Genomic DNA, 22,386 nt, shown 5'->3' with positions numbered 1-22,386 from the left:
AATCTCCAGCCGGAATCCCTCCTTCCACGGTCGGCCGCGCCCTGGACCGCACAGCCACGAACAGCCTCGCCTTTGCCTGGGCCTACTCGCTGCTGATCGGCGGGCGCGCACGGAGCTGAAACGCGGAGCCGAGCATGCTCACCACTTTGCAGACCTCCTACACGGACACCCGCGCGGGTGACCTGGCCTGGTGCCTGGGCGGCGAACCGCTGCCCGCCCTCGCGGTCCGCGACCTGAGACTCGACGGCCCCGGCCACCCCGGCCCGCCCGGCACCCTCCAGCTGCGCCTGCTGGGCGCCTCCCACCAGGTGGTGATCGCCGCCGGTCCCGGCCACTGTCTGGAGACCGTCGCCTGTCTGCCCGGCCGCCGCACGCCGCTGCCCGCCCGGGTGGCCAAGCAGGTGGACGGCTGGGAGTACGAGTTCGCCGCCCGGATCGAGGCGCTGCCGCCGCACGACTTCGCGGCCCGCGCGCAGGAGTTGCTGGCCCTGGTCGAGGGGCACCCGCGCGGGCTGGCCGGCGTCTTCCCCGGCGATCCCAGCGCCTTCACCGCGCTGGTCGCCCAGGGCGGCGCGGACCGGCTGCTCTGGCGCACCTGGCACGCCTATCCGCAGGAGGGGCAGCTGGTCTGCACCCGGTCCTCGCTGGTGGTGCCCCGGTGAGCGACACCGACGAGCTGCTCATAGGCCGGCACATCGGCTTTCATTCGCACGCAGGAACGATTCGTCAACCTGCCATGTCACGCTGTCCGTCGAATGGGCGCAGCCGTCCGTCCCGCACGTCGCCTAGCGTTTGTTCGTGATCAATCATCCGGCCGGTCCGCCGCCCGCACAGCCGAGCCTCGACCTCGACGACGGCAGCCCGCCCCGGCCCGGGCGGAGCCTGGCCCCGCTGCCCGCCCGCCGCCGCTCCCGGCTGCGCGCCCGCCCCGAGCTGGCCCGGCTGGTCGTCCTGCTGGCCGCGTTCGTCTGTGCGGCCTGCGGGCTCGTCTACGAGCTGGAACTCGTGGCCCTCGGCGACTATCTGCTCGGGGACTCGGTCACCCAAACCTCGGTCGTGCTCTCCGTGATGGTGTTCGCGATGGGCCTCGGCTCGCTGCTCGCCAAACGGTTCACCCGCCGGCCGGCCACCGCCTTCGCCCTGGTCGAGTGCGCCCTCGCGCTGACCGGCGGCCTGTCCGTCCTGGCGATCTACTCCTGCTGGGCCTGGATCGGCCACCACCAGGCCGCCGTGGTCGGGCTGACCTGCCTGATCGGCGTCCTCATCGGCGCCGAGATCCCGCTGCTGATGACGCTCGTCCAGCGGATCCGCCGGGAGGACGCCGGACGCGCCGCCGCCGACCTGTTCGCCGCCGACTACGTGGGCGCGCTGATCGGCGGGCTCGCCTTCCCGTTTCTCATCCTGCCCGTGCTCGGCCCCGGCAGCGGCGCGCTGGTCACCGGCGCGGTCAACGCCGTCGCCGGGGCCGCCGTGGTGCTCTGGCTCTTCCGCGAGGAACCCGCGCCGCGGGTGCGGCTGCTGCTCTGGGGCGGCTGCGGGCTGGTCCTGGCCCTGCTCGCCGCGGGCGCCGCCTGGTCCGACGCGGTCGAACGCGCCGCCCGGCAGGCCCTGTACGGCGGGCAGGTCCGCTCGGTCAGCCAGAGCCGCCACCAGGAGATCGTGCTCACCGGCCCCGCCGAGGGGCCGCTGCGGCTCTACCTCGACGGCCGGCTCGCGGTCTGCGGGCCCGACGAGTACCGGGGCAACGAGGGCCTGGTCCACCCCGCGATGGCCGCCGGGCCGGACGCCCGGGTGCTGCTGCTCGGCGGCGGGGACGGGCTGGCCCTGCGGGAGGTGCTGCGGCACCGCGGCGTGCGCTCGGTGCTGGTGGTCGACCGCGACCCGGCGCTCCCCCGGCTGGCCCGCACCGACCCCGGCCTCGCCGCGCTCTCCGGCCGCTCGCTGGACGATCCCCGGGTGCGCACCGCCCAGGCCGACCCGCTGGAGTGGCTGCGCACCGTCCGCCCCGGCCCCGGGGAGTCCTTCGACGTCGTGCTCGCCGACCTGCCCGCACCCGCCGACGGCGGGCCGGTGACGTTCCACTCCCAGGAGTTCTACGGCCTCACCACCCGGCTGCTCGCCCCCGGCGGACGGCTTGCCGTCCGCGGCGGCGACGAGCAGCACGGGTGGCAGGGGCTGTGGCAGGCGGAGTCGGGGCTGCGGGCCGCCGGGCTGCGGACCGTCCCGTACGCGGTGGCGGGCAGCGCGACGGCCAGCTGCCGCCCGGGGCCGGAGGGCAGCCAGAGCTTCCTGCTCGCTGCGGCCGCCCAGCCGCCGCTCACCCTCGCGCCGGACGCGCCGCCGCCGCGCGCCCTCACTCCGGACACCCTGCGCACCTCCGCCGCCCGTCTCACCGCCCTGCGCCCCCTCCACCCGCCCGCCGCCCTCACCCTCCTCGGCCCGCACTGACGGGGTGGGAGGGGAAGGGCGGCCGGCCTGCCTGCCGCAGGCCGCAGCGGGCGCGCCGGGACGGCCGCACGGAGCGGGGCCGGGCAACGGAGCGGGCGGCCGGGGCGCGCCCGGGCCTGCGGATGACGGCCACCGGGGCGTCGCCGTGCGGGCCTGCGGAACGCCCCCGGCGAGCGGGCCCGGCGGGGGCGGCCCCCGGGAAGCCGGACCCGACGACTGGCGGGGAGCAGCGGGCCCGTGCGGGTGGAACGCCCCCCGGCGAGCGGGTCCGGCGGAGCTGCGGGGCGGCGGCGCGCAGGCAGGTCGAGGACAGGGCGGGGCCGGGAGCGGGGTTCGGTCGGTAGGCTCCGTGGCATGGAGCATGAGGTTGTCGTCCCGATGCCGGCCGGGCAGGTCCGGCAGGCCCTACAGGATCCGGCGCTGCTGGCGCGTTCCGTGCCGGGGCTGAGCACCGAACCCGCCGCCGTCGGCAGTGGCGGGGCGGAGGAGATCGGCGGGCGGCTGAAACTGCGGGTCGGCACCTCCACCATCACCTACAAGGGCGTGCTCTCGCTGATCGAGGGCCGCGAGGGCGTGCTGACCGCGTTCGCCGAGGGCCAGGAGGCGCGCGGCAGCGGCGAGGCGACCGCGACGGTCCGGATCAGCGTCGCCGAGGGCGCCGGGGAGGGGACCGCGGTGGTCCGCTTCACCGGTGACCTGAGCGCCACCGGGCGGCTCGCCGAGTTCGACGGCGAGACGCTCGCCGCCGCCGGCCGCCGGCTGCTGGACCGTTTCGCCGCCGCGCTGACCTCCCCGGAGGACGAGGCGCCGGCCGACGAGGCCGACCTCGACGGTGACACCGAGGACGAGCGCGACGACGCGGCGGCGCAGGAGGAGAAGCCGGCCGAGGAGGCCACCGTGGTGTTCCTGGAGGACCGCCAGGAGGACCGCGAGGACGAGCCCGGCGACGACCTCGACGACGACCTCTCCGACCTCATCGCCTTCTCCGACGACGACGCCGAGCGCTTCGGCCTCCCGCTCGGGAACGCCGGCGCGGACGCCGACGACGTCGACGAGCCCGCCGGACCCGCCGCGGCCGGAGAGCCCGCCGTCGGCGCCGAGGAGGAGGTCTCCGCCGAACTCCCCGCGGAGCCGCCGTTCGGCTACGAGCAGGAGCCGGTGCTCGGCGGCCCGGTGCGCCGCAGCATCGTCGGCCGCTCCGCCGAGGAGGTCGACCACGCCCCGCCGCGCGGCCCGTACGCGCCGGCCCTGCCGGCCCGCAGCGCGAAGGCCCGGGCGGCCTCCCGCTGGGGCGGGGACGCCGGTGGCATCGTGGTGCCGGGCGTCGGCGGCCGCAACGCGGTGCCGTGGATGATCGGCGGCGGGGTGGCCCTGCTGGGCGGCGCGGTGGTGCTGGTCAGGGCGCTGCGGCGCCGCTAGCGCCGATCGCGGGGCCGGCCGTCGCAGGGCCTAGACTGGACGCTCATGAGCAACGACCGCGACGCCCTGCTGGCACAGATCAAGGACAAGGCCGTCGTCCACGGCAAGGTCACCCTTTCCTCCGGCAAGGAGGCCGACTACTACGTCGACCTGCGCCGGATCACGCTGGACGGCCAGGCCGCCCCGCTGGTCGGCCGGGTGATGCTGGACGCCACCGCCCACCTGGAGTACGACGCCGTCGGCGGGCTGACCCTGGGCGCCGACCCGGTCGCCGCCGCGATGCTGCACGCCGCCGCCGCGCGCGGCCGTGAGCTGGACGCGTTCGTGGTCCGCAAGGCCGGCAAGGCGCACGGCCTCCAGCGCCGGATCGAGGGCCCGGAGGTCAAGGGCCGCCGGGTGCTGGCCGTCGAGGACACCTCCACCACCGGCGGCTCGGTGCTGACCGCCGTCGAGGCGCTGCGCGAGGCGGGCGCCGAGGTGGTCGGCGTCGCGGTGATCGTCGAGCGCGGCGGCGCCGCCGCGGTCGAGGCCGAGGGCCTGCCGTACGTCACCGCGTACAACCTGGAGGACCTGGGCCTCTGAGCCCGTCCCTCCTGCCCGCACGACGAACGGCCGGGGCCGGTGTGTTTCACGTGAAACACACCGGCCCCGGCCGTCGTACGGGAGCGGGGCTCAGTCGCGCCGGTGGCGTCCGCCGCCGGCCTGGACGGCCTCGCCGCCCTCGGCGGCCTGCGCGCCGCCCGCCTTCTTCTTCTTGCGCTCGCGCAGCACCTCGAAGATCATCGGCGAGATCGAGAGCAGCACGATCAGCAGCACCGCCGGGATCAGGTACTTGTCGATCACCGGGGCGAGCGCGTCGCCGAAGAAGTAGCCGATCAGCAGCATCGACTCGGTCCACAGGACGCCGCCGACCACGTTCCAGAGGAAGAAGGTCTTGGCCGGCATCTCCAGGGTGCCCGCGACCGGGTTCAGGAAGGTCCGGACGATCGGCATGAAGCGGGCGAGCACGACGGCCTTGCCGGGGCCGAAGCGGTTGAAGTACTCCTCGGCCTTCAGCACGTACTCGCGCTTGAAGATCTTCGATTCGGGCTTGTCGAACATCCTCGGTCCGACCTTCACGCCGATCTGGTGCCCGAGCTGGGCACCGACGATCGCCGCGATCGGGGCCCCGATCAGCAGGGTCGCGAGCGGCAGCCGCGCACCGTCGCCGAGGACCGACGACGCGGCGCTCGACGAGGCCACGCCGGCGATGATGAGCAGCGAGTCACCCGGGAAGAAGAACCCGACCAGGAGGCCGGTCTCCGCGAAGATGATCGCGATCAGCCCGATGGCACCGAGGGACGAGATCAGTGATTTGGCGTCGAGCAGATTGACGGCCAGCTGGTTGTAGTCCACACGGCGCAGGATAGCGGGCCCGTCTTCGCCGGGGCTTCGCGCCAGGGGGCGAGCGGGCGGTCATCCTTTCGTCGCACATCGCCTCCACCCCACCGGACGTCCCCCGCCACCTCCCCGGGCCCGCCGTCCCGACTGGCGGGCCGCATGGTGGAGCCGGTGGGCATTCTGGGAAGATGGCACCGGCGTCCGGCCCGCAGCGGCGAACACCCTCATCGCCGCCCCGCGGCCGCTGCCTCGAACCTTGGTACCGGTCCGCCGCACCGCAGAGCCGCGCACCGGCCCCGGTACCCCGGAGTCGTCAAAAGGCGTACACAGCGTCGGACTGCACCGTCCGTACGCCGCAAACCCACAGGAGCGGATTCGCATGGCCATCGCAACTCCCGAGGTCTACAACGAGATGCTGGACCGGGCCAAGGCGGGCAAGTTCGCCTACCCGGCGATCAACGTGACCTCGACGCAGACCCTGCACGCCGCGCTCCGCGGCTTCGCCGAGGCCGAGAGTGACGGCATCATCCAGATCTCGACCGGCGGCGCGGAGTTCCTGGGCGGCCAGCACAACAAGGACATGGTGACCGGCGCGGTCGCGCTCGCCGAGTTCGCGCACATCGTCGCCGCCAAGTACGACATCACCGTCGCGCTGCACACCGACCACTGCCCCAAGGACAAGCTGGACGGCTACGTCCGCCCGCTGCTGGCGGTCTCCGCCGAGCGCGTGGCCAAGGGCCAGAACCCGCTCTTCCAGTCGCACATGTGGGACGGCTCCGCCGAGACCCTGAGCGACAACCTGGCGATCGCCCAGGAGCTGCTCGCCCAGGCCGCCGCCGCCAAGATCATCCTTGAGGTCGAGATCACCCCGACCGGCGGCGAGGAGGACGGCGTCACCCACGAGATCAACGACGAGCTGTACACCACCGTCAACGACGCCGTCCGCACCGCCGAGGCGCTGGGCCTCGGCGAGAAGGGCCGCTACCTGCTGGCCGCCTCCTTCGGCAACGTGCACGGCGTCTACAAGCCGGGCAACGTCGTGCTGAAGCCGGAGCTGCTGCGCGAGCTCCAGGACGCGATCGGCAAGCAGTACGGCAAGACCGACCCGTTCGACTTCGTCTTCCACGGCGGCTCCGGCTCCAGCGCCGAGGAGATCGCCACCGCGCTGGAGAACGGCGTCGTGAAGATGAACCTGGACACCGACACCCAGTACGCCTTCACCCGCCCGGTCGCCGCGCACATGTTCCAGAACTACGACGGCGTGCTGAAGGTCGACGGCGAGGTCGGCCGCAAGAACACCTACGACCCGCGCACCTGGGGCAAGCTCGCCGAGGCCGGCATGGCCGCCCGGGTGACCGAGGCCGCCCAGCAGCTGCGCTCGGCCGGCAACCGCCTGAAGTAGTCCCCGCGCCCCGCACGCGGTCCTGCGTCCATGCCCCCCGGTGGTTCACTGGGGGGCATGACCATTCACGAGAACCTCCTCGGGGGCCCGCCCCCGACGCACCTGCCCGCCGAGCCCGCTCCGCTGGAGCTGCTGGCCGGCGGCGCCTCCCCGGCCGAGGTCGCGGCGAAGTTCCCGACCTCCTCGTTGGCCTGGGCCCAGCTCGCCGACGACGCCTACGCGGCCGGCCGGGTCGTGGAGTCCTACGCCTACGCCCGCACCGGCTACCACCGCGGGCTGGACGCGCTGCGGCGCAGCGGCTGGAAGGGCCACGGCCCGGTGCCGTGGGAGCACGAGCCGAACCGCGGCTTCCTGCGGGCGCTGCACGCGCTCGGCCGGGCCGCCGCCGCGATCGAGGAGAAGGAGGAGGCGGAGCGCTGCACGCAGTTCCTGCGGGACAGCTCGCCGACCGCCGCCGCCACCCTGGGCTGACCTCCCCCGGCCGGGAGACCGGACCATCCGCCGACGCCGCCCCCACCGCCCGTATTCGGACGGTGGGGGCGGTTTCCGTTCGGTACGTACACACAAAGCCCGTGGACATTCACCACTTCGCCATGCCAGGGTGGGCCCGCGAGGGGGAGCGCACGTCAGTTCGAGGGTTCGCGGCCCCACCGGTCGACAGAGAGCCCCCAGCGTGCCCGCACCAAACCCCGCCCGCCGATCCCGTACCGCAGCGCGTCCCGGCCCGTCCGGCCGCGCGACCGGCGGAACGTGCCGTCGGGCCCCCGCCGGACCGGCCCCCCGCGCCGGCACCCGGGCGGCCTCCCGCCGCCGCCGGCGCCCGCCGCGCCGCCGGCTCGGACCCGGCATGCTCGCCGCCCTGGTCGCCGCGGTGGCCATCCTCGGCGGCACCCTCTTCGTCCTGAACCGCCCCGACGCGCTGCCCGGCGCCGACCGGACCGCCCAGGCCCGGGTCGCCCCGCCCGAGGGCGCCACGACGCCGCCGGGCGCCGCCCCGGCACCGGCCGTCACCACGGCGCCGCCACCGGCCGAGACCCCTGCCCCGGAGGCCCCCACCCCCACCGCCACCGCCACCCCGGCGCAGCCGAGCGCGCCGGAGAGCCCCCCGGCCAAGGGCACCGGCACCTTCACCGTCGTCCCGGGCTCCGCCGACCCGGTCGGCAAGGGCCGGATCCGCCGCTACCGGGTCGAGGTCGAGGACGGCATCGGCGTCGACGCGGCCCTCTCCGCCACGCAGATCCAGGGCATCCTGGCCGACAAGCGCGGGTGGACCAACGACCGGCGCAACGGCTTCCAGCGGGTCGCCGAAGGGGCCTACGACTTCACCGTGAAGATCGCCTCCCCCGCCACCGTGGACAGGATCTGCGGCGCCGCCGGGCTCGACACCCACGGCGAGGTGAACTGCAACGTCGGCAACCAGGTGCTGGTCAACGTCAAGCGCTGGACCACCGGCTCACCCCAGTTCGACGGCCCGATCGACGAGTACCGGGCACTGGTGATCAACCACGAGGTCGGCCACCGGATCGGCCACGGCCACGAGACCTGCCCCGGCCCCGGCAAGCCGGCGCCCGCGATGATGCAGCAGATCTACGGGCTCAAGGGCTGCACGCCCAACGCCTGGCCGTACGGCGCCGACGGCGGCTACCTGAGCGGCCCCTCGGTCCCCTGAACCGGCCCGTGCCGGGACGGGGCCGCTCAGCCCAGCAGCGGCAGGTACGCCCGCAGGTCGCTGCGCTCGCCGCCGGCGGACACTGCGGCGGCGTCGACCGCCTCCGCCCAGCCGGTGCGGCCGGTGGCCAGCCGGATCCAGGTCAGCGGGTCGGTCTCCACCACGTTCGGCGGGGTGCCCCGGGTGTGCCGGGGACCCTCGACGGCCTGCACCACCGCGTACGGCGGCACCCGCAGCTCGACCGCGCCGCCGGGCACCCGGTCGGCGAAGGCGTCGGCGAGCAGCCGGGTGACGGCGGCCACCGCCTGCTTGTCGTGCGGGAACGGCTCCGCACCGAGCGCGGCGGCCAGGTCGTCGGCGTGCACCACCGTCTCGACCAGCCTGGTCACCAGGAACTCGGTGAGCGGCATCGGGCCGAACCGCATGGCCACCGGCCGGGCGGGCGCGTCGTCCGCCACGGCGTCCAGCGCGGCCCGCGCGGTGTCCACCGAACGGTCGAACCGGGCGGCCACCGCACCGGGCGGGCCGGCGAACTCCTCGGCCGCGAACCCGGTCACCGCGGTGTCGACCGCCTCGGCGACCGTCCCGGTCAGCTCGGTGAACCGGGACGGGGTGACCGGCGGCCCGTCCGGCACCGGACCGGTCAACTGCTCGGGCAGCCGGTCCAGCACCAGGCTCAGATGGGCCACCAGCTCGCGCACCCGCCAGGAGCCGAGCCGGGTCGGCCGCTCCAGGTCGTCGGCGGTCAACCGGTGGACGGCCGCGCGCAGGGCCTCGGTCTGCGCCGCCAGCGCGGCGTGCACCTTGGCGGGTCGGTACGTACGGGACTTGGCAGGCATGGGCCCCAACATACGCCCGGGGGCGGGCGGTTCCGACCGGAACCGCCCGCCCCCGGAACTGGAGGGACTCAGCCCAGCAGGGCCTCGATGACGCCGGTGTGGGCGTCCTTCAGCTCCGCCAGCGAGACGCTGAACTGGCCCTGGACGTCCAGGCTGTCGCCGTCGACCACACCGATCCGGGTGGCCGGCAGGCCCCGCGCGGTGCACATGTCGTTGAACCGGAGCTCCTCGCTGCGCGGCACCGCCACGACGGCGCGGCCGGCCGACTCGGAGAACAGGAACACGAACGGGTCCAGGCCCTCGGGCACGACGACCCGGGCGCCACGGCCGCCCTTGAGGCAGCTCTCCACCAGGGCCTGGCCCAGGCCGCCGTCGGACAGGTCGTGCGCGGCGTCGATCATGCCGTCGCGCGAACCGGAGATCAGGATCTCGCCGAGCAGCCGCTCGCGCTCCAGGTCGACCTTGGGCGGCAGACCGCCCAGGTGGTCGTGGACCGCCTGCGACCAGGCCGAGCCGCCCAGCTCGTCCTCGGTGTCGCCGAGCAGGTAGAGCAGCTGCCCCTCCTCGGCGAAGGCCACCGGGGTGCGGCGGGTGACGTCGTCGATGACGCCGAGCACCGCGACCACGGGGGTCGGGTGGATGGCGACCTCGCCGGTCTGGTTGTACAGCGAGACGTTGCCGCCGGTCACCGGGGTGCCCAGGGTCAGGCAGGCGTCGGCCAGACCGCGGGTGGCCTCGGCGAACTGCCACATCACGTCCGGGTCCTCGGGGGAGCCGAAGTTGAGGCAGTCCGAGACGGCGAGCGGCTTGGCACCGCCAGCCGCGACGTTGCGGTACGCCTCGGCGAGGGCCAGCTGGGCACCGGTGTACGGGTCCAGCTTGGTGTAGCGGCCGTTGCCGTCGGTGGCGACCGAGACGCCGAGGTTGGTCTCGTCGTCGATCCGGATCATGCCCGAGTCCTCGCCGTGCGAGAGCACGGTGTTGCCGAGCACGTAGCGGTCGTACTGGTCGGTGATCCAGGACTTGGAGGCCTGGTTCGGGTGCGAGGCGACCTTCAGCAGGTCGGCCTTGAGGCCCTCACCGGTGGCCGGGCGGGCCAGCCGCTCGGCGGTCGGGGCGTCGGCCTGCAGCGCGTCCTGCCAGCCGGGGCGGGCGAACGGGCGCTGGTAGGTCGGACCCTCGTGGGCGACGGTGCGCGGCGGCACGTCCACGACGAGGTCGCCGTGCCAGTAGATCTCCAGCCGCTCGCCGTCGGTGACCTCACCGATGACGTTGGCGATGACGTCCCACTTCTCGCAGATCTCCAGGAAGCGGGCGACCTTGTCGGGCTCGACGATGGCGCACATGCGCTCCTGCGACTCGCTCATGAGGATCTCCTCGGGCGAGAGCGTGTGGTCGCGCAGGTGCACGGTGTCGAGGTCGATCCGCATGCCGCCGGAGCCGGCCGAGGCCAGCTCGGAGGTGGCGCAGGACAGGCCGGCGCCGCCGAGGTCCTGGATGCCCTTGACGAGCTTCTCGCCGAAGATCTCCAGGGTGCACTCGATGAGGAGCTTCTCCTGGAACGGGTCGCCGACCTGGACGGCCGGGCGCTTGGTCGGCTTGGTGTCGTCGAAGGTCTCGGAGGCGAGCACCGAGACGCCGCCGATGCCGTCGCCGCCGGTGCGGGCGCCGTACAGGATGACCTTGTTGCCGGCGCCGGAGGCCTGCGCGAGGTGGATGTCCTCGTGCTTCATGACACCCACGCACAGCGCGTTGACCAGCGGGTTGCCCTGGTAGCAGGAGTCGAAGACGACCTCGCCGCCGATGTTCGGCAGGCCCAGGCAGTTGCCGTAGCCGCCGATGCCCGCGACGATCCCGGGCAGCACGCGCCGGGTGTCCGGGTGGTCGGCCGCGCCGAACCGCAGCGGGTCCATCACGGCGACCGGACGGGCGCCCATCGCCAGGATGTCGCGGACGATGCCGCCGATGCCGGTGGCCGCGCCCTGGTAGGGCTCGATGTACGACGGGTGGTTGTGCGACTCGACCTTGAAGGTGACCGCGTAACCCTGGCCGACGTCGACCACACCGGCGTTCTCGCCGATGCCGACGAGCATCGCGTCCGTCTCGGGCTTCTTCTCGCCGAACTGCTTCAGGTGGACCTTGGAGCTCTTGTACGAACAGTGCTCCGACCACATGACCGAGTACATGGCGAGTTCCGCGCCGGTCGGGCGGCGGCCGAGAATCTCCCGGATGCGCGCGTACTCGTCCTGCTTGAGGCCGAGCTCGGCCCACGGCTGGGCGGCGTCCGGGGTCTGCTCGGCGTTCTTGACGGTGTCGAGGCTCATCAGGCGTTCACCAGCTGCTTCAGGACGGAAGTGAAGAAGCCCAGGCCCTCGGTGGTGGGACCGGTGAGCGGCTCCACGGCGTGCTCGGGGTGCGGCATCAGGCCGACGACATTGCCGGCGGCGTTGGTGATGCCGGCGATGTCGCGGTACGAACCGTTGGGGTTGACGTCCAGGTAACGGGCGACCACCCGGCCCTCGGCCTCCAGCTCGTCCAGGACGCGCCCGTCGGCGACGAAGCGGCCCTCACCGTTCTTCAGCGGGACGACGATTTCCTGGCCGACCGCGTAATCGCGGGTCCAGGCGGAGCCGTTGTTCTCGATCCGCAGCTTCTGGTCGCGGCAGATGAAGTGCAGCGAGTCGTTGCGGGTGAGCGCGCCGGGCAGCAGGTGCGATTCGCACAGCACCTGGAAGCCGTTGCAGATACCGAGAACCGGCATTCCCGCCCTGGCCTGCTCGATGACGGTCTCCATCACCGGCGAGAAGCGGGAGATCGCACCGCAGCGCAGATAGTCGCCGTAACTGAATCCGCCCGGCAGGACGACCGCGTCGACCTGGTGGAGATCCTTGTCACGGTGCCAGAGCGCGACCGGCTCGGCGCCGGCGAGGCGGACCGCGCGACGGGCGTCGCGGTCGTCGAGGGAGCCGGGGAAAGTGACGACGCCGACGCGGGTGGTCACTTGCCCTCCTCCTCGACGCGGACCGTGAAGTCCTCGATCACGGTGTTGGCGAGAAAGGTCTCGGCGGCTTCGCGGACACGGGCGAGCGCGGCGTCGTCGACCGGGCCCTCCAGCTCCAGCTCGAAACGCTTGCCCTGGCGGACGTCGGCGATCCCGGTGAATCCGAGACGGGGCAGTGCGCGCTGCACCGCCTGTCCCTGGGGGTCGAGGATCTCCGGCTTGAGCATGACGTCGACTACGACGCGTGCCACTGGCACTCCCGGTGGTGTCTTCGTGAGGCGGGGGAACTCCAGACTACCGGGGGTTTCGGGCGGGATTGCTGGCCGGGCGTGGTGACGCGCGTAGACCCACGACCCTTACGCCGCAAGGCCCCGATCCGCCCCGGACCCCCCGCCGCACGCCCCTTTTCGCCGGATTCCCGGGCCCCCGGGGGAACGGCCGAAGAGCACCCGAATACCGGCACTCCGGACAGATCGGCCAGCCGAGTGCACCGACTATCCCGCATCCCGGCGAAGACACGTGAATATCCGGAAAAGAAAGCCGGACTCTTCGATTTCTCCCCGCTTCGGGTGCAGAATAGGGCCACCTGCCGCGGCGAGTGCTGCGTATCCGGCACGGCCATCCGGCCTGCCCGTATGCACGTGCGCGATAGGTGCACATCAGGCCCGGGGGCGCGCCCGCGCCCTTGTCGGCCGAATTGCCCGAGAGGATTGACACCCATGGCTCAGCGTGTAGTTGTCACGCTCTCCGACGACCTGGACGGCGGCGCTGCCGCGGAAACCGTCCACTTCGGCGTGGACGGGAAGTCGTACGAGATCGATTTGTCCGTGGACAACGCGGAAAAGCTGCGGGAGGCCCTCGCCCCGTTCGTCGCCGCGGGCCGCCGCCAGAGCCGCACCGGGAAGTCCTTCCGCCGCACCGCCCTCACCCCCGACCCGGCCGCCGTGCGCGCCTGGGCCCAGTCCCGCGGCATGGAGCTGCCGGCCCGCGGCCGGATCCCGAAGCACGTGTACGAGGCGTTCGCCGAGGCGAACTGAACAACCGCAGGCACCGGTCGTCCCGCCCGCGTCCCGGGGGCGGGACGACCACCCCTTCGGATGCTGTAGAGTATTCCTCGTCGCCGCAACGGAGAGATCCGGAACGGCGGCCGGTGCCCCACCAGGCACCGTGCGGACGTGGCTCAGTTGGTAGAGCATCACCTTGCCAAGGTGAGGGTCGCGAGTTCGAATCTCGTCGTCCGCTCGCAGTGCGCGAGCACAGCACAATTGCATAGTTCCATCCTGCGGACGTGGCTCAGTTGGTAGAGCATCACCTTGCCAAGGTGAGGGTCGCGAGTTCGAATCTCGTCGTCCGCTCCAGTACGAAGGGTCCTCTCGGTCGAGAGGGCCCTTCGGCGTTTCCGTCCCGGGCACCCATGACATTTGTCATCGCCGACCCGTGGATCCGCACCGGGTTCTCATGAAGGCGCGCACTGCCTTCGGCCGCCGGGCGACGGGAGGCTTGAGGCATGGAAACGAGCCAGCCCCACCGCCCCGGCGATCACGTGATCGAGGTCACCGACCTGCACCGCCACTACGGCACCGGCAGCAGCCGCTACCACGCCGTCCGCGGCGTCGACCTGACCGTCGGCCGCGGTGAGCTGTTCGCCCTGCTGGGCACCAACGGGGCCGGCAAGACCTCCACCATGGAGCTGATCGAGGGCCTCGCCGCCCCGACCGAGGGCCGGGTCCGGGTGCTCGGCCGCGACCCGTACCGCGATCGCGCCGCCGTCCGGCCCCGGATCGGCATCATGCTCCAGGAGGGCGGCTTCCCCGGCGACCTCACCGTCGCCGAGACCGGCCGGTCCTGGGCCGGCGCCACCAGCCACGCCCGCCCGCTGGACGAGGCGCTGGAGCTGGTCGACCTCGGCCACCGCCGCAACGTCCGGGTCAAGCAGCTCTCCGGCGGCGAGCGCCGCCGCCTCGACCTGGCGATGGCCCTGCTCGGCCGGCCCGAGGTGCTGTTCCTGGACGAGCCGAGCACCGGCCTCGACCCGGAGGCCCGCGCCGCCGTCTGGCGGCTGGTCCGCGAGCTGCGCGCCCAGGGCACCACGGTGCTGCTCACCACGCACTACCTGGAGGAGGCCGAGGAGCTCGCCGACCGGCTGGCGATCATGCACGGCGGCCGGATCGTCGCTTCCGGCACAGTGGCCGAGGTGATCGCCGGGCGGCCGTCGCAGATCTCCTTCGAACTCCCCGAGTTCGCCGGCGCCTCGATCCCGCCGCTGGCCGGCGCCACCGTCACCGCCGACGGCCGCAAGGTCACCGTCCGGACGCCGCACCTCCAGGCGACGCTGACCGACCTGCTCGGCTGGGCCGGCCACCAGGGCATCGCCCTCGGCGCCCTGGACGCCCGCAGCGCCTCGCTGGAGCAGGCCTTCCTGGCCATCGCCGCCGAGGCCGCCCACCAGCCCCCGGCCGACTCCCCCGCCACTCCCCCCGCCCGCCGCAAGCTGATCGGACTCGCCCGATGACCACCGCCGTCACCACCGCCACCGCCGGGCCGAAGAGCACCTCCGTCCGCCGGCTGCTCGCCCTCGGCCGGGCCGAAGGCATCCTGCTGCTGCGCAACCGGACCGCCCTGTTCACCGCGGTGCTGCTGCCGCTGATCCTGATCTTCGGCCTGCAGAACGTGCTCGCCCAGCAGGCCGAGACCAACCCCGGCCTGGACGTCGACTCGCTGCTGGTCAACGGCGCGGTCGGGATGGTGCTGGCCTTCGTCGTCTACTACAACCTCACCGCCGCCTACGTGGCCCGCCGCGGCGAGCTGGTGCTCAAGCGGCTGCGCACCGGCGAGGCCCGGGACCTGGAGATCCTGGCCGGCACCGCCGTCCCCTCGGTCGGCCTGGCCCTGGTGATGTGCACCGTGATCGGTGTCGTCGGCGCCACCGCGCTGGACCTCACCGCCCCGGCCAACCCGGTCCTGCTGGCCGTCGGCCTGGTCCTGGTCGTCGCGACCCTGATGGCGCTGGCCGCCGTCTCCAGCGCCTTCACCCGTACCGTGGAGAGCTCGGGCATCACCACCATGCCGGTCCTGCTGCTCACCCAGTTCGGCTCCGGCCTGTTCATCCCGCTGGAGGTCATGCCGGACCGCCTCGCCGACATCTGCCGCCTGCTGCCCACCACCCCGGCCTTCCAGCTGGTCCGGGTCGGCTGGTTCGGCACCGACGGCTCCGCCGCCCCGACCGGCTTCGCCGGCACCTGGGCCACCGCCGCCCCGCACCTGGTCACCGGCGGCATCTGGCTGGCCCTCGCGGTCTGGGCCGCCGTCCGCTACTTCCGCTGGGAGCCGCGCCGCTGACCTGGGAACTCTTCCAACCGAAGGTCCGCTCCCCGCTCCACCTCTGATAGGAAGGCAGCAGCACGATCATGGTCGAACGGGGAGCAGAACAGATGGGCGTCGCGAATCCGGTGCGCGCATGGAAGGGCTACTCCAAGCCCCAGCGATCGGAGCTCTACCTCCGCTGGTCGCTCTACCTGATGGCGCTCGCCCCGCTGCCGGTCACGCTGCTGATCAACACGTCCGACCCGGACTACCGCGCCCACCCGGCCGCCAGGGTCGCCCTGGTGCTCGGGTTCGCCCAGACCCTGATCACCCTGCGGGCCTACCGCACCTCGCTGGACCACTACCTGAAGCGGCCCACCGACCACCTGCGCTGGCTCGCCCTCACCGGCGGCGTCGCGGTGGCCGGCGCCTGGCTGGTGCTGCTGCTCGGCCCGCGGGTCGGCGCGGCCTCCAGTACCGAGGAGGCGGTCTTCACCCTCCCGGTCGCCAGCACCATCCTGTTCTCCGCCTTCGGCCCGGCCTCGGTCGGACTGGCCCCGCGCCGGGCGGCCCTCGCCGGGACCGTCGGCCTGCTGGCCGTCCTCCCCCCGGTGCTGCTGACCGGCGCCGACCTGGCGACCTCCCTCGGGCTGCTGGCCGGCAGCGCGCTGGTGATGTTCTTCATCGGGTCCAGCTGCCGCAGCTTCGCCTGGCTCCAGTCGGTGGTCTGGGAGCTGGACGCCGCCCGTGAGGCCCAGTCCCGGCTGGCCGTCGCCGAGGAGCGGCTGCGGTTCTCCCGCGACCTGCACGACGTGATGGGCCGCAACCTCACCACCATCGCGCTCAAGAGCGAACTGGCCGTCCAGCTGGCCCGGCGCGGCCGCCCGGAGGCCGCCGACCAGATGGCCGAGGTCCAGCAGATCGCCCAGGAGTCCCAGCGCGAGGTCCGCGACGTGGTCCGCGGCTACCGCACGGCGGACCTGCACGCGGAGGCGGTCGGCGCCCGCGCGGTGCTCCGCTCCGCCGACGTGGCCTGCGAGATCGACCTCGGCGAGGACGCCGACCGGCTGCCGGCCCCGGTCCAGTCGGTGCTCGGCTGGGTGATCCGCGAGGCCACCACCAACGTCCTGCGGCACAGCGAGGCGGGCCGCTGCGCGATCCGGCTCCGCCGGGAGGACGGCCGGGCGGTGCTGGAGCTGGAGAATGACGGGGTACCGGCCGTGCCACTGCCCTCCCAGGGCGGCGGCACCGGCCTGCGCGGACTGCGCGAGCGGCTCGCCGCCCACGACGGCGAGCTGACCCTCCCGGAGGCCGCACCCGGCAGCTTCCGGCTGCTCGCCAGCGTCCCGCTCTGAGAACCGCCGTACGGAAGGCCCCGCCGATGACCGACACCGCGCCCGTCCGCGTCCTGCTCGCCGACGACGAGCACCTGATCCGCGGCGCGCTGGCCGCGCTGCTCTCGCTGGAGGAGGACATCGCGGTGGTCGCCCAGGCCGCCTCCGGCCCGGAGGCGGTGGCGATGGCCCAGGCCCACCGGCCGGACATCGCGGTGCTCGACCTCCAGATGCCCGGCCTGGACGGCATCGAGGTGGCCACCAGCCTGCGCACGCTGCTGCCGGACTGCCGCTGCATGATCGTCACCGGCCACGGCCGCCCCGGCTACCTGAAGCGGGCGCTGGAGGTGGGCGTCCGGGGCTTCCTGCCGAAGACGGTCTCGGCGGCCGACCTCGCCGGGATCATCCGGACCGTGCGGGCCGGCGGCCGGTACGTGGACCCGGAGCTGGCGGCGGACGCGATCGCCGCCGGGGAGAGCCCGCTGACCCCGCGCGAGACGGACGTGCTGGAGCTCGCCGCGGACGGCACCTCGGTCGCCGGGATCGCCGAACGGGCCTCGCTCTCCCAGGGCACCGTCCGCAACTACCTGTCCTCGGCCGCCGCCAAGCTGGGCGCGGAGAACCGGCACGCGGCGGTGCGGATCGCCCGCGAGCACGGCTGGATCTGACCGCCGGGCCCGCGGGCGTCCACCGGGCTCAGGCCCAGCTGAGGCCGGTCAGCCGCTCGTAGGCCTCGACGTACTTGGCGCGGACCTTCTCGACCACCTCGGCGGGCAGGCTCGGCGGCGGCTGCTCGCCGCGGCGGTCCCAGCCGGAGGCCGGGGAAGTCAGCCAGTCGCGGACGATCTGCTTGTCGAAGGAGGGCTGCGGGCGGCCCGGCTCCCACGCGTCGGCCGGCCAGAACCGCGAGGAGTCCGGGGTCAGCACCTCGTCGCCGATCACCAGTTCGCCGTCCAGCAGGCCGAACTCGAACTTGGTGTCGGCCAGGATGATGCCCCGGTCGCGGGCGATGTCCCGGGCGCGGGAGTAGACGGCCAGGGTGGTCTGGCGCAGCTGGGCGGCCAGCTCGGCGCCGACCCGGCGGGCGGTCTCCTCGTAGGGGACGTTCTCGTCGTGCTCGCCGACCTCGGCCTTGAGCGCCGGGGTGTAGACCGGGGCGGGCAGCTCGGAGCCGTCGTCCAGGCCCTCGGGCAGGGCGATGCCGCAGACGGTGCGGGAGTCGCGGTACTCCTCCAGGCCGGAGCCGGCCAGGTAGCCGCGGGCCACGCACTCGACCGGGACCATGTCCAGGCTGCGGCAGACCAGGGTGCGGCCCTTCCAGTCGGCCGGGGCGCCGGCCGGGACCTCGGTGGAGATCACGTGGTTGGGCACGATGTCCGCGATCCGCTCGAACCACCACAGCGAGAGCTGGGTGAGGATGCGGCCCTTGTCGGGGATCTCGTTGGGCAGCACCCAGTCGTAGGCGGAGGTGCGGTCGCTGGCGACCATCACGAGGTCACCCGACTCGGTGCGGTACAGGTCGCGCACCTTGCCGGTGTGCAGGTGGACCAGGCCGGGTACCTGGACCGGCTCGGGCTTGGTGACAAATCCACTCAAGGTCGTCTCAGTCCTCAGGGGTCGTTCGCGGGCGGTGCGGCGCGAAAGGGGAGGTCACTGGGGTCGAGTCTGTCATGACCACCCGTGCGGGCCGGCCCGAGGGGCGTTCAGCCGTTCTTGCAGAGGCGGTCCAGCAGGTTGGCGGTGGCGCGCTGGATCCGCTCGTCGGTGAGCCCGGGGCGGTTCAGCGCGGGCGACCAGGCGAAGGTGCCGGAGGCGAACACGTACGCGCCGCTGGGCGCCCGGTAGAGCGAGGTCTCCTGGTAGCGGGTGCGCCCGGCCGGGTCCTGGTACGGGGAGTGGGCGAGCAGCACCCGTTCGGTGTGCCCGGGCAGGGCGACCTTGGGGTAGTAGCGGTCCGCCTCGCCGGCCACCAGCCCGGGCAGCCCGTCGCCCTCGTGCAGGCCGGTGCCGGCCCAGAACCAGTGCGCGGTGTGCCGGGCGACGAGCGGGACGGCGGCGGCGACCCGGCCGGAGTACTGGAGGCCGAGCAGGTGCTGTTCCGGCTCGCCGGCGTCGCGCCACAGCGCGCTGGCGGCGCCGGGCGCCCCGGCGGCCGGGTTGTCGGGGCGGACCTTCTGGCGCTTGCGGCAGTTGAGCATCCGGTTGGCCTCGCCGGAGGGCCCGGGGCTCAGCTCGACCCGCCAGTACATGGTGTTGGCAGAGAGGAAGACCAGTGAGGTGCCGCCGTCCCTGGCCCCTTCGACGGCACGGCGCATCGGCTCGGACCAGTACTCGTCGTGGCCGGGGAAGACCAGTGCCCGGTGCCGGGAGGCGTCGACGAGTCCGGCGTGCAGGTCGGTGGCGGTGGCGTAGGAGAGGTCGTAGCCGTAGCGCTCGGCCCAGCGGATGAAGTCGTAGGCGTGGCCGACGTGCAGCGGGAGGCCGGCGGTGGCGTGCGGGCGGTCGAAGGAGACGGTGACGGCCGCCTCGGTCTCGCCGACCAGCAGGCCGCCGTCCCAGGCGTGGTAGAGGCTGGCGCCGCTGCGGCCGTCCTCCGGGAAGAGGTTGTACGCCTGCCAGGTGACGTCGGGGACGACCAGCAGCAGTTCGGCGGCCCGGGTCTGGTCCTCGAAGTCCCGGACGGTGAAGGGGATGTGGCTGCGGTGCAGCATGTCGGCCGTGGTGAGCACGGCGACGTACGCGCCGGGGCGCCAGTGCGGCGGGATCTGCAGCCGCCAGGTGTGCCACCAGTGGTGGCAGGAGACGGTCCGGCCGGCCACCAGCGGGGCGGGCTGGACCATGCCGGCGATCAGCGGGCTGGAGGTCATGTGGTGGGCGCCGTCGCCCGCGTAGTGGCCGATCCGGTAGACGTCGACGGTGAACTCGCGGGGCGGGTTGACGGTGACCCGCAGGTCCACCGAGCCCCCGGGGCGGACCACGCCGGCCGAGGCGAAGCCCTTGATCTGCTGTTCCTCGTCGTTGGCGCTCAGCGGGGTGCCGACCGGGGGCTTGCCGCGCACCCCCGCCGCGGCGAGCGGGCGCTGCCCGGGGGCGTCCACCGAGACGTACCAGGGAACGTCGCCCCCGGTGCCGGCGAGGTACCGGTCCGGGCTGCGCAGCCAGGGCAGCGGGCCCTGGCCGAAGGGGTCGGAGACGCTGTGCGCGTGCGTCCCGGACTCCCAGCGGCGGTTGAGTTCGGTCCCCACGCGCCCCTCCCAGGTGCACCTCCGCCGGTTGGCATGTGCCTCCCGGATGTGCGTGCGGACTAATACACCACACAGTGCTGGCGCTGCGTCACCCCACGGTAGCAACTAGTGGCGGGAATCTTCCGGCCCGGCGGAGGGAGGGCCTCCGGCCTGCGAAGACCCGGGGCGGCCGGGGCGGCCGGGGGCGCTCACGGAGGGGGTTCGCGCCCCTCCCCGGGGGCGCCGGTCAGAGCCGGACGGGCTTCTCCAGCCGGACGTCGGCGGCGTCCAGCCAGGCCCGCAGCGGGCCGTCCTGGCCCTGCTCGACGGCCTGGGCGACCGGTTCGGCGAGGTCGGTGCGGCGGACCCCGCCGAGCAGCAGCACCGGGCCGTCCAGCCAGTCCAGCCCGGGGACGGCGCCGGCGGTGTCCACGGCGGCGCAGCAGACCATCGCGGTGACGTGGTCGACCAGCACGTCCCGTCCGGTGCGGACCGGTTCGAGCAGCGGCGCGGGCGCGGTGGTGCGGACCGACTGGGCGGCGAGGGCGGCGGCCAGCCGTTCGCCGTCGCCGTCGGCGAGCCGGCCCAGCAGCCGGGTCAGCGTCGGGGCGCCGGGGCGGGACTGCGGGGCGAGCAGGTCCAGGGCGGACTGCAGGGCGGCGGCGCGGGCGCGCCAGCCGGCGTCCACCACCTCGGCCGGGTAGTCGGCCCACTCCAGCTCGCGCCAGCCGCCGGAGGCGGGCGCGCCGAAGAACAGTTCGGCGGCGAGCCGGGAGACCGCGGCGTCCACCGTGCCGGGCTCCTCCAGCAGGTCGCAGGCCGGGCGGTCGCCGAGCCGGCTGCCGTAGCCGTCGGCCAGCCGGTCGCGCCGGGACAGTTCGGTGAGCGCGGCGACCACGCCCGCGTTGAGGTGGGCGGGGTGTCGGCCGAGCCGCCAGGCGGGCAGGGCGACCCGGGTGAGCAGCCGGTCCCAGCCGGCGTACGCGAGGCCGACCTGCTCCTGGGCGGCGATCCGCAGGCCGTAGTCGACGCCGCGGGCCTGTTCGGAGGCCCAGCCGGCGACGGAGCGCTCCAGTTCGGCGGCGTGCTCGCGGCAGGCGCCGAGCAGCCGGCGGGTGATCCGCTCGGTGGTCCGGCCGGTGAGCGCGGCCGGGCCGCGCCGGGGCGGTCGGGCGGCCCCGGTGCCGGAGGCGCCGACCGGGCCGGGGGCGGCGCCGGTGTCCAGGCTGGCGTCCAGGGCGCGCAGGAAGCGGCGGGCGGCGGCGATCTCGGGGTCGGCGGCGGGCCCGGTGCCGGCCACCACCGGGGCGAGCAGGGCGCGCAGCTCACCGGCCCGCATCCACCACAGGAAGGGCGAGCCGATCACCAGGACCGGCGCGGGCGGCTCCTCGCCGGCGGCGCGGGCGCGGCGGCGGGGCCGGGCGGCGGGGACGTCCTCCAGCCAGCTGTCGCAGTCGGGGGTGAGCGCGACGGCGGAGGGCGCGGGGACCTCCAGGCGCTCGGCCAGGTCGTCGATCAGCCGGTACAGCTCGGGCGCCTGGGCGCGGGCGAGCGGCACGGCCGGGGTCTGCGGCGGGACGGCCCCGCGGTACCGGCGGGCGGCCGCGCCGGCCACCAGCAGGGTGAGCGCGGCCACCGCGCAGACCGTCCAGCGGGCGATGTCCCAGCCGGCGGCGTCGGGGGAGCCGGGGGCGCCGATCCGGCCGGTGAACCGGCCGGCCAGCAGGACCACGGCAGCGGCGGCGGGCAGCGCGGCGGCGGCCAGGGCGAGTCCTCGGATCCGCAGGACCGCCTGGGCGTGAGCGCGCGCGGTGTCGACAGCGGCCATACGGTGCGGCACCCCCTTCGGAGCCCTCGGGTGCCCGGCGAGGGCCCCTGAGCCGATTCGAAACGATCAGTTCCGACCGGGAAACGGTGTCGGCCGAGCCCCGGTGATTCATGCTGCGTGGCGCTTCTGACATTTTCGACGCCCGTGTCCGGGTGGGTGTTCCGGATCGCCCCGGTTTCCACTCGTCCCGGTGACGCCGCCCGGATTCCGGACGGCCGCCCGGGGCGGCGTCGGACGGCCCGGGCGTGTCCGGTCCGGCCGGACGCCGTCCAGCATCCCCCCGCACGACCGCCGCTACCCGGCGGCGGGCGGAAGCGGCCCGACCTGTGGCGCCGTGGTCCAGCGCACCATAAGGCCGGGCGCCCGGTTGCGTCAGCCGGATGCGGCCGCTGTCACTCGATGGGCTGGATTCCGGCCGCCGAACGGTGCGCCGGGCCCGGAGTCCGCTCCGGCCCCGTCCGGGCCCGAAACGCCGGGCCGCGGCTGCGTCCATGGGGGTTGCCCGCCGGCCCCGCGGGGGTGCTCGGGGGTGCGCCGGG

20 protein-coding genes and 2 tRNA genes are annotated in these 22,386 nt (G+C 74.2%); 14 read left to right on the top strand and 8 right to left on the bottom strand.

What is annotated here, in order from left to right; all coding sequences use genetic code 11:
- Nucleotides 1-134 precede the first annotated feature (134 nt).
- The 4 genes from ACFZBX_RS06120 to pyrE all read left to right on the top strand — a co-directional run bounded on the left by ACFZBX_RS06120 (nucleotide 135) and on the right by pyrE (nucleotide 4,449).
- Nucleotides 135-662 carry a DUF2617 family protein gene (locus tag ACFZBX_RS06120; RefSeq protein ID WP_391531744.1) on the top strand — a complete coding sequence of 176 codons (528 nt, stop codon included), beginning with the start codon at nucleotides 135-137 and terminating at the stop codon, nucleotides 660-662.
- Between the two features lie 136 nt (nucleotides 663-798).
- On the top strand, nucleotides 799-2,448 hold the full coding sequence (locus tag ACFZBX_RS06115; protein ID WP_391531743.1) for a polyamine aminopropyltransferase: 1,650 nt from the start codon (nucleotides 799-801) through the stop codon (nucleotides 2,446-2,448).
- Nucleotides 2,449-2,802: 354 nt separating this feature from the next.
- Entirely contained in the window at nucleotides 2,803-3,867 is a 1,065-nt protein-coding gene (locus tag ACFZBX_RS06110) for a hypothetical protein (protein WP_391531742.1), read from the top strand.
- Nucleotides 3,868-3,912: 45 nt separating this feature from the next.
- Nucleotides 3,913-4,449, top strand: coding sequence for an orotate phosphoribosyltransferase (pyrE, locus tag ACFZBX_RS06105; protein ID WP_380227786.1), 537 nt, complete (start codon nucleotides 3,913-3,915; stop codon nucleotides 4,447-4,449).
- A 90-nt stretch (nucleotides 4,450-4,539) separates the two neighbouring features.
- On the opposite strand, the gene ACFZBX_RS06100 is transcribed toward pyrE, so the two are convergent.
- The gene (locus ACFZBX_RS06100; protein ID WP_380764373.1) at nucleotides 4,540-5,262 is read right to left on the bottom strand and encodes a DedA family protein; all 723 of its coding nucleotides are present in this window, start codon (nucleotides 5,260-5,262) and stop codon (nucleotides 4,540-4,542) included.
- A gap of 364 nt (nucleotides 5,263-5,626) precedes the next feature.
- On the opposite strand from ACFZBX_RS06100, the gene fbaA reads away from it, so the two are divergent.
- The 3 genes from fbaA to ACFZBX_RS06085 all read left to right on the top strand — a co-directional run bounded on the left by fbaA (nucleotide 5,627) and on the right by ACFZBX_RS06085 (nucleotide 8,318).
- The gene (gene fbaA, locus ACFZBX_RS06095) at nucleotides 5,627-6,649 is read left to right on the top strand and encodes a class II fructose-bisphosphate aldolase (RefSeq protein ID WP_391531741.1); all 1,023 of its coding nucleotides are present in this window, start codon (nucleotides 5,627-5,629) and stop codon (nucleotides 6,647-6,649) included.
- A 57-nt stretch (nucleotides 6,650-6,706) separates the two neighbouring features.
- Nucleotides 6,707-7,120 carry a DUF3151 domain-containing protein gene (locus tag ACFZBX_RS06090; RefSeq protein WP_376086751.1) on the top strand — a complete coding sequence of 138 codons (414 nt, stop codon included), beginning with the start codon at nucleotides 6,707-6,709 and terminating at the stop codon, nucleotides 7,118-7,120.
- A 376-nt stretch (nucleotides 7,121-7,496) separates the two neighbouring features.
- Nucleotides 7,497-8,318, top strand: coding sequence for a DUF3152 domain-containing protein (locus tag ACFZBX_RS06085; RefSeq protein WP_391531740.1), 822 nt, complete (start codon nucleotides 7,497-7,499; stop codon nucleotides 8,316-8,318).
- A gap of 26 nt (nucleotides 8,319-8,344) precedes the next feature.
- Here ACFZBX_RS06085 and ACFZBX_RS06080 read toward each other — a convergent pair whose 3' ends face one another.
- The 4 genes from ACFZBX_RS06080 to purS form a co-directional block, all read right to left on the bottom strand.
- Entirely contained in the window at nucleotides 8,345-9,157 is an 813-nt protein-coding gene (locus ACFZBX_RS06080) for a sterol carrier family protein (RefSeq protein WP_391531739.1), read from the bottom strand.
- Between the two features lie 68 nt (nucleotides 9,158-9,225).
- Nucleotides 9,226-11,481, bottom strand: a complete 2,256-nt coding sequence (gene purL / locus ACFZBX_RS06075; RefSeq protein ID WP_391531738.1) for a phosphoribosylformylglycinamidine synthase subunit PurL — start codon at nucleotides 11,479-11,481, stop codon at nucleotides 9,226-9,228.
- The gene (purQ, locus tag ACFZBX_RS06070) at nucleotides 11,481-12,158 is read right to left on the bottom strand and encodes a phosphoribosylformylglycinamidine synthase subunit PurQ (RefSeq protein WP_391531737.1); all 678 of its coding nucleotides are present in this window, start codon (nucleotides 12,156-12,158) and stop codon (nucleotides 11,481-11,483) included. The genes purL and purQ overlap by 1 nt, the downstream gene beginning before the upstream one ends.
- A complete protein-coding gene (purS, locus tag ACFZBX_RS06065) occupies nucleotides 12,155-12,409 on the bottom strand; it encodes a phosphoribosylformylglycinamidine synthase subunit PurS (RefSeq protein WP_391531736.1) in 255 nt (84 codons plus the stop codon). Before purS ends, purQ begins: the two co-directional genes overlap by 4 nt.
- A 468-nt stretch (nucleotides 12,410-12,877) precedes the next feature.
- On the opposite strand from purS, the gene ACFZBX_RS06060 reads away from it, so the two are divergent.
- From ACFZBX_RS06060 to ACFZBX_RS06030, 7 genes are all read left to right on the top strand, one after another.
- Nucleotides 12,878-13,195 carry an Lsr2 family protein gene (locus ACFZBX_RS06060; protein ID WP_030304494.1) on the top strand — a complete coding sequence of 106 codons (318 nt, stop codon included), beginning with the start codon at nucleotides 12,878-12,880 and terminating at the stop codon, nucleotides 13,193-13,195.
- 132 nt (nucleotides 13,196-13,327) lie between these two features.
- Nucleotides 13,328-13,400 (top strand) — tRNA-Gly (locus ACFZBX_RS06055).
- Nucleotides 13,401-13,440: 40 nt separating this feature from the next.
- Nucleotides 13,441-13,516: transfer RNA gene (locus ACFZBX_RS06050), tRNA-Gly, on the top strand.
- A gap of 149 nt (nucleotides 13,517-13,665) precedes the next feature.
- Complete coding sequence (locus tag ACFZBX_RS06045) at nucleotides 13,666-14,670, top strand: ABC transporter ATP-binding protein (RefSeq protein WP_391531735.1); 1,005 nt, start codon at nucleotides 13,666-13,668, stop codon at nucleotides 14,668-14,670.
- The gene (locus ACFZBX_RS06040; RefSeq protein WP_391531734.1) at nucleotides 14,667-15,497 is read left to right on the top strand and encodes an ABC transporter permease; all 831 of its coding nucleotides are present in this window, start codon (nucleotides 14,667-14,669) and stop codon (nucleotides 15,495-15,497) included. The genes ACFZBX_RS06045 and ACFZBX_RS06040 overlap by 4 nt, the downstream gene beginning before the upstream one ends.
- Nucleotides 15,498-15,589: 92 nt before the next feature.
- Nucleotides 15,590-16,816, top strand: coding sequence for a sensor histidine kinase (locus tag ACFZBX_RS06035; RefSeq protein ID WP_391531733.1), 1,227 nt, complete (start codon nucleotides 15,590-15,592; stop codon nucleotides 16,814-16,816).
- A 26-nt stretch (nucleotides 16,817-16,842) separates the two neighbouring features.
- The gene (locus ACFZBX_RS06030; RefSeq protein ID WP_391531732.1) at nucleotides 16,843-17,463 is read left to right on the top strand and encodes a response regulator; all 621 of its coding nucleotides are present in this window, start codon (nucleotides 16,843-16,845) and stop codon (nucleotides 17,461-17,463) included.
- A gap of 28 nt (nucleotides 17,464-17,491) precedes the next feature.
- Here ACFZBX_RS06030 and ACFZBX_RS06025 read toward each other — a convergent pair whose 3' ends face one another.
- The 3 genes from ACFZBX_RS06025 to ACFZBX_RS06015 form a co-directional block, all read right to left on the bottom strand.
- Nucleotides 17,492-18,391, bottom strand: a complete 900-nt coding sequence (locus tag ACFZBX_RS06025; protein WP_391531731.1) for a phosphoribosylaminoimidazolesuccinocarboxamide synthase — start codon at nucleotides 18,389-18,391, stop codon at nucleotides 17,492-17,494.
- A 107-nt stretch (nucleotides 18,392-18,498) separates the two neighbouring features.
- Nucleotides 18,499-20,040: a N,N-dimethylformamidase beta subunit family domain-containing protein gene (locus ACFZBX_RS06020; protein WP_391531730.1), complete on the bottom strand. Its 1,542-nt coding sequence runs from the start codon at nucleotides 20,038-20,040 to the stop codon at nucleotides 18,499-18,501.
- A gap of 226 nt (nucleotides 20,041-20,266) precedes the next feature.
- Complete coding sequence (locus tag ACFZBX_RS06015; RefSeq protein ID WP_391531729.1) at nucleotides 20,267-21,847, bottom strand: hypothetical protein; 1,581 nt, start codon at nucleotides 21,845-21,847, stop codon at nucleotides 20,267-20,269.
- Between the last annotated feature and the right edge of the window lie 539 nt (nucleotides 21,848-22,386).

The organism is Kitasatospora sp. NPDC008115 (assembly GCF_042957205.1).
GTDB lineage: Bacteria > Actinomycetota > Actinomycetes > Streptomycetales > Streptomycetaceae > Kitasatospora.
Note: the sequence above shows the minus strand (reverse complement) of the source record. Positions and strands in the feature narration are given on the sequence as shown.